This window comes from Actinomycetota bacterium (genome assembly GCA_041658565.1).
Lineage (GTDB): Bacteria > Actinomycetota > AC-67 > AC-67 > AC-67 > JBAZZY01.
Genome location: JBAZZY010000018.1, coordinates 44,820 through 51,132 on the forward strand (window position 1 = coordinate 44,820; position 6,313 = coordinate 51,132).

General features: G+C 64.9%; 6 protein-coding genes. All 6 read left to right on the plus strand.

Annotated features, from left to right (window positions below; genetic code table 11):
- The first annotated feature begins 8 nt into the window (after window positions 1-8).
- Window positions 9-1,295 (plus strand): GTPase ObgE, encoded by a 1,287-nt coding sequence (gene obgE, locus WDA27_09995; GenBank protein ID MFA5891258.1) that lies wholly within the window; start codon window positions 9-11, stop codon window positions 1,293-1,295.
- On the plus strand, window positions 1,292-2,404 hold the full coding sequence (proB, locus tag WDA27_10000) for a glutamate 5-kinase (GenBank protein MFA5891259.1): 1,113 nt from the start codon (window positions 1,292-1,294) through the stop codon (window positions 2,402-2,404). Before obgE ends, proB begins: the two co-directional genes overlap by 4 nt.
- Window positions 2,401-3,648 (plus strand): glutamate-5-semialdehyde dehydrogenase, encoded by a 1,248-nt coding sequence (locus WDA27_10005; protein MFA5891260.1) that lies wholly within the window; start codon window positions 2,401-2,403, stop codon window positions 3,646-3,648. The genes proB and WDA27_10005 overlap by 4 nt, the downstream gene beginning before the upstream one ends.
- Entirely contained in the window at window positions 3,645-4,079 is a 435-nt protein-coding gene (locus tag WDA27_10010) for a maleylpyruvate isomerase N-terminal domain-containing protein (protein MFA5891261.1), read from the plus strand. The genes WDA27_10005 and WDA27_10010 overlap by 4 nt, the downstream gene beginning before the upstream one ends.
- The gene (locus WDA27_10015; GenBank protein MFA5891262.1) at window positions 4,076-4,963 is read left to right on the plus strand and encodes a MoxR family ATPase; all 888 of its coding nucleotides are present in this window, start codon (window positions 4,076-4,078) and stop codon (window positions 4,961-4,963) included. Before WDA27_10010 ends, WDA27_10015 begins: the two co-directional genes overlap by 4 nt.
- Window positions 4,963-6,313: VWA domain-containing protein (locus WDA27_10020; GenBank protein ID MFA5891263.1), on the plus strand; the 1,351-nt coding region annotated here is incomplete at its 3' end. The genes WDA27_10015 and WDA27_10020, both read left to right, overlap by 1 nt.

Here is a 6,313-nt window from a genome sequence, read left to right on the forward strand (position 1 = left end):
TGCTTCCCATGGAAGGAATCTTTGTTGATGAAGCGCGTATCTATGTAGCCGGCGGTGACGGCGGGAACGGCTGCAGTTCCTTCCTTCGTGAGAAGTTCCGTCCCAAGGGGCGCCCGGACGGCGGCAACGGCGGCAACGGCGGCAACGTGCTGATGCGGGTCGATGCGAACGTGGCCACCTTGAGCGATTTGGCTCGCAACCCCCATCAGCGCGCCGAGCGCGCGCGCAACGGTCAGGGGCGCGACAAGCACGGCGGTGCGGGGGCGAATCGCGTCTTGCTGGTTCCCAATGGCACCGTGGTGCGCGACGAAAGCGGAGAGTTGATCGCCGACCTCGTCGGCGTAGGGACCGAGATCGTCGTGGCGCGCGGAGGGCGCGCGGGGCGTGGCAACGCAGCTTTGGTGACGCCGAAGCGCCGCGCGCCGGGCTTCGCGGAGCGCGGAGGGGCCGGCGAGGTTCGGTCGCTGTTGCTCGAGTTGAAGGTCTTGGCCGACGTTGGACTCGTCGGGTTCCCCAACGCGGGGAAGTCTTCGCTCATCTCGCGTCTGTCCGCGGCACGTCCGAAGGTCGCCGCGTATCCGTTCACGACACTGACCCCTAACCTCGGCGTAGCCGAGGCCGCCGGCGCGCGCTTTGTCGTCGCCGACGTACCCGGCCTGATCGAAGGGGCCTCGACGGGCAAGGGGCTGGGCTTGGCATTTCTGAGGCACCTGGAGCGATGCCGGGTGCTGTGCTTTGTTCTGGATGTGTCCGCGCCGGAGGACCCGGCGGAGGCTCTCGCAGCTTTGCGGGCGGAGTTGAACGCCCACGCGCCGGAGTTCGACGAGCGCCCCGGCGTGGTCGTCGCGAACAAGATCGACGTCGACGGCACTACCGAGGCGGTTGCCGCGGCCGAGCGAGCGGCCACAACGGACGGATTCGGGTTCGTCGCGGCCTCGGCGCTGCGTGGAGACGGAACTGAGGATTGCTTGCGCCTGCTCGGCGATGCTGTTGCTCGCGCCAACGAGCAGAGCACGATCGTCTCGCACAGGTTGATCAAGATTCGTCCCGAGGAGCAGGCGGTCGTGGTTGAGCGCGAGGACGAAGGCTGGCGCGTTCGCAGCGAGCGAGCGGCCCGCGTGCTCGAGCGGTTCGACATCACCAATCCGGAGGCGCTTGCGTACGTTCAGGAGCGTCTCATCTCGATCGGCGTCGAGGAGGCGCTCGCGCGCGCCGGTGCCCGTATCGGCGATGAGGTGCGGATCGGGGACTACGTGTTCGACTTCACGCCAGAGGGACAGGCAGGAGCGAAGTGATCCGTGAGGGGCTGAGCGTCCGCCGTCTGGTCGTCAAGGTCGGTTCGTCCAGCCTTGCCGGAGCCGACGGGCGTCTGGACGACGCTCAGGTGCGCGCGCTTGCCGGCGAGTTGGCGGCCGTGCGCCGCAACGGGGTGTCGGTGGTGCTCGTGTCTTCCGGTGCGATCGCTGCCGGACTGGATCCGCTTGGGATGCGGCGCCGCCCGAGTGACATTCCGAGCCTGCAGGCCGCAGCGAGCGTCGGACAGGGGTTGTTGATGCACGCGTATCAGCGCGCGTTCGCGCGCCGGCGCGCGCCGGTCGGGCAGGTGCTGCTTACACAGGACGACTTCATTCGTCGCAAGGGGTATCTGAACGCGCATCACGCGCTGGAGCGACTGCTCGAACTCGGCGTGGTCCCGATCGTCAACGAGAACGACACCGTCGCGGTTGATGAGATCAGGTTTGGAGACAACGACAGGCTGGCGGCGCTCGTCTCAATGATGCTGCGCGCCGATCTGCTCGTGATCTTGTCGGACGTTGACGGCGTCTACTCGGCGGATCCGAAGCAGCGCGGCGCGCGTTTGCTGACTCGGGTGGATGATCTCGCGACGCTCAGCGAACTACGCATGGGCAAGGCGAGTTCGCCTTTGGGCTCCGGTGGCATGGCGAGCAAGGTGGAATCCGTGCGAGTCGCAGGCGCAGCGGGAACCGGCGTTGTGATCGCCAACGCGCGTACACCAAACATCTTGCGGCGGATCTTGGCCGGCGAGGAGATCGGCACGTTCTTCCCTGCACACCGAGGGCGCGGCAGAAGCCGCAAGTTGTGGATCGAGTTCGCTCAGAACACGCGTGGCACGATCATCGTCGACGAAGGAGCCAAGCAGGCTCTGGTTTCGGCCGGAAAGAGTCTGTTACCTGCCGGCGTTCGAGGGCATCGCGGATCCTTCGCGATCGGCGATGCGGTCGAGGTTGCCGGACCCGACGGAGCGGTGTTCGCGAAGGGCATCTCCAACTACGGCGCGGATGAGATTCCCGAGATCCAGGGGTCAAGCATCAGAAACGGCGGACGAGAGATCATTCACCGGGATTCCCTGGTGATCCTGAGCGACGGAGCGAACCGGCGATGAGCGAAGTCCTGGAGATCGGCAAGCGAGCGAAAGCGGCGGCTGCCGGTCTGGCGGCCGCGTCGAGTGCGCGCAAGAGCGAGGCCCTGGAGCGGATTGCGGCGGCATTGATCGAACGCGCCGACCAGATCCTGATCGCGAACACCGACGATGTGACTCGGGCGCAGGAGGAAGGCGTTACCGGTGCGCTGATCGACCGGCTGATGCTGACGCCGGGGCGCATCGAAGCGATGGCGCAGGCGCTGCGCGATCTCATCGGGTTGAAAGACCCTGTGGGTGAAGTCCTGGAGGGCTGGACGCTTCCGAACGGCGTACACATCGACAAGGTGCGCGTGCCGTTGGGTGTCGTCGGCATCATTTACGAGGCTCGGCCGAACGTGACGGTCGACGCGGCGGGTTTGTGCCTGAAGTCGGGCAACGCGTGCATTCTGCGTGGTTCGCGAAGTGCGATCTCGTCGAACATCGTCTTGGCGCGCATCATCGACGAAGCGGCATCGTCGGCGGGGCTACCGCCGGGAAGTGTGCAGTTGATTCCTTCGACCGATCGCGAGAGCGCGAAGGAACTCATGCGCATGCGCGACTTCGTCGACGTGCTGATTCCTCGTGGTGGCGCCGATCTGATTCGCGCGGTCGTGGAGGAATCCACCGTGCCGGTCATCGAGACCGGAGTTGGGAATTGCCATATTTACGTTGATGAGAGCGCGGACTTCGACAAGGCCGTCGGGATTATCGTCAATGCCAAGACCCAGCGTCCGGGTGTGTGCAACGCGGCGGAGTCGATGCTGGTGCACCGGGCGGTTGCGGCGGAGTTTCTGCCGCGCGCGCTGGCCGAGTTACACGCGCGCGGGGTGGAGATCCGCGGCGACGAGACCGTGCGAGGGATCGACTCGGCTGCCGTCGCGGCGACCGAAGACGATTGGCGTGCGGAGTTCCTCGACCTGATTCTTGCGGTGAAAGTCGTGGATTCGCTCGATGAAGCGATTGCTCACGTGAATCGCTACGGCACCCACCACAGTGACGCGATCGTGACGCAGGACTACTCGGCGGCCCGCACCTTCACGTTGCGTGTGGACTCGGCGTGCGTGATGGTCAATGCGTCCACGCGGTTCTCTGACGGAGGAGAGTTCGGGTTCGGTGCCGAGATCGGTATCTCCAACCAGAAGTTGCACGCACGCGGTCCGATGGCGCTCCCCGAGCTCACGAGCTACAAGTATGTGGTTACCGGCGAAGGGCAGGTGCGCGCGTGAGTCTGAAGCAGGAGCGACTGGAAGCCGAAGACGCCGGCTGGCGCGCGCTGTGTGCGCGACTCGACCGGCTCTCGGTGCAGGACTGGGAGCGTCCGGGAGCCGCGGGGGAGTGGACCCCGAAGCACGTCGTCGCTCACATTGCGTGTTGGCAAGCGGAGGCGGTGCAGTTCCTCGAGGTGCTTCGCGAGGGGGGCACTCCGCGCTGGCCCGATGTCGAGGAGTTCAACGCCGAGGCGTATGCGCAATGCAGGGACATGACGTTGAGAGAGGTTCAGGCAATGTCGGGGGCGGCGCGCCACCGGTTTCGTGAGGAGATCGTACTGATGGCCGAGCCTATCCCCGACAAGCACGCGCGCGCGATAGCCAATTGCGGCGAGAACCACTATGCAGAGCATGGCTCGCACCTCGACGCGTTCTTGGAGAGCCTGTGAGCGGCCGGCGCTTCTCGACGGTCGCCGGAGTTTCTGAGCGCCTGTCGTCGGTCGGGTACCTCACCGACGAAGCGATTGCGACTGTGGTATTCCTGGCCGACCGTCTCGGTAAGCCGGTTCTCGTGGAGGGTCCTGCCGGCACGGGGAAGACCGAGCTCGCCAAGGCGGTTGCTGCGGCTCTTGGAGCGAAGCTGATTCGCTTGCAGTGCTACGAAGGCCTTGATGAAGCCAAGGCGCTGTACGAGTGGAACTATAAGAAGCAGTTGCTGCGCATTCAGGCCGAGCAGGGCCGGGAGTTGTCGTGGGAGGACGTCGAGACCGATCTATTCACCGAGGATTTCTTACTGGAGAGGCCGCTGCTGTCGGCGATTCGCCAGGACGAGCCGACGGTCCTGCTGATCGACGAGATCGACAAGGTGGACTTCGAGTTCGAGGGGCTTTTGCTGGAGATCCTCAGTGATTTTCAGGTCTCGATTCCCGAATTGGGCACAATTGCGGCGAAGCAAATCCCGTTTGTGTTCTTGACGTCGAACAACTCGCGCGAGTTGTCCGAGGCGCTCAAGCGGCGGTGCCTGTATCTCTACCTGGATTACCCGACCCTCGAGCGCGAGCGCGACATCGTTCTATCCCGGATCCCCGAGATCCCGGAAATCCTCGCCGATCAGATCGTGCGCATCGTGCGCAGCATTCGCCAACTCGAGCTGAAGAAGGCTCCCTCGATCGCCGAGACCCTCGACTGGGCGAACACATTGCTGCACCTCGGGATCACCTCGCTGGATTCCGACGCGTTGCGCATGACGATGACCGCGCTGCTGAAGTTCCAGACCGACGTCGAACGGGTTTCGGGGCACCTGAAGATCCCGCCGCGACCGAGCGACAACTGATGCTCCCCGCCCTTTTGGACTTCGTGCGCGCGCTGCGGCGTGCGGGCGTTCCGGTGGCGGTTTCCGACGACCTAGACGCGATGCGCGCGCTGGCCTTCATCCCAATGCAGGACCGGACGGCGTTCCGCGCGACTCTGGCGACGACGATGATCAAGAACGAGGCGCATCGTCCCGCGTTCGACACCTTGTTTGATCTGTACTTCGGAACCGGCAGAGGACCGGAGGCGCTCGAGCGGCGCGACTCCGAGGATGAGCCGCCTTCGAGCGAAGAGGACTACCTCGAGGAGTTGTTTCGCGCGATGCTCGCCGGTGACCAGGAGGCGTTGCGAGACCTGGCCCGGCGCGCGGTCGCGCAGTTCGGCCGCGTAGAGACCGATCGCGCGGGATCTCCCTACTTCGAGTACCGGGTCTTCCGCGTCGTGGATCTCAACACTTTGATGGGCCGGATGATGCGCGAGATGGGGCAAGGTCGCGATCCAACGCCGCTTGAGGAGCGCCTGTGGCGGGACGAGGTGGAGGCGCGCGCGCGCCGGTTCCGCGAGGAGGTGCAGTCCGAGGTTCGTCGCCGTCTGGCCGAGCACAAGGGCGCCGAGCGCGTCGCCAAACACGCGGTGCGCCCCCTTCCTGAGGACTTGGAGTTCGTGCGGGCGACGCGCGACGAGATCCTGCAGTTGCGACGCGCGATCGGTCCGCTGGCGCGGCGCCTGGCCACTCGCTTGGCGATGAAGCGTAAGCATGCTCGCCGCGGGCGCCTCGACGTGCGAAAGACGGTGCGCGCATCGCTGTCCACCGGAGGGGTTCCGTTCGAAACGCGGTTCCGTCATCGCAGTCCGCACAAGCCGGAGTTGTTTGTGCTTTGCGATATCTCAGGAAGCGTGTCGGCGTTTGCGCGCTTCACGCTGATGTTCGTGCATGCTTTTCAAGCTCAGTTCTCGCGGGTGCGTTCCTTCGTGTTCGTGGACACGCTCGACGAGGTAACGCACCTGTTCGAGCACGAAGACTTCCTTGCCGCCGTGGACAGAATGAACGCGGAAGCGCAGGTCGTCTGGCTCGACGGCCATTCCGATTACGGGACATCCCTTGAACGGTTTTGGTCGGACGCCGGCTCGGCTCTCGGTCCGCGCGCGAGCGTGCTCATCCTGGGTGACGCGCGCAATAACTACCGTGAGTCGGGGTCGTGGGTGATCAAGGAGATGCGCAAGAAGGCCAAGCGTGTCTACTGGTTGAACCCGGAGCCACGCCAGCACTGGGACACCGGGGATTCGATCGCCGAGGAATACGCTCGACACGCCGACGGCATGGTCGAGGTCCGCAACCTCCGCCAACTCGAGTCCTTCATCCAGCGCGTTT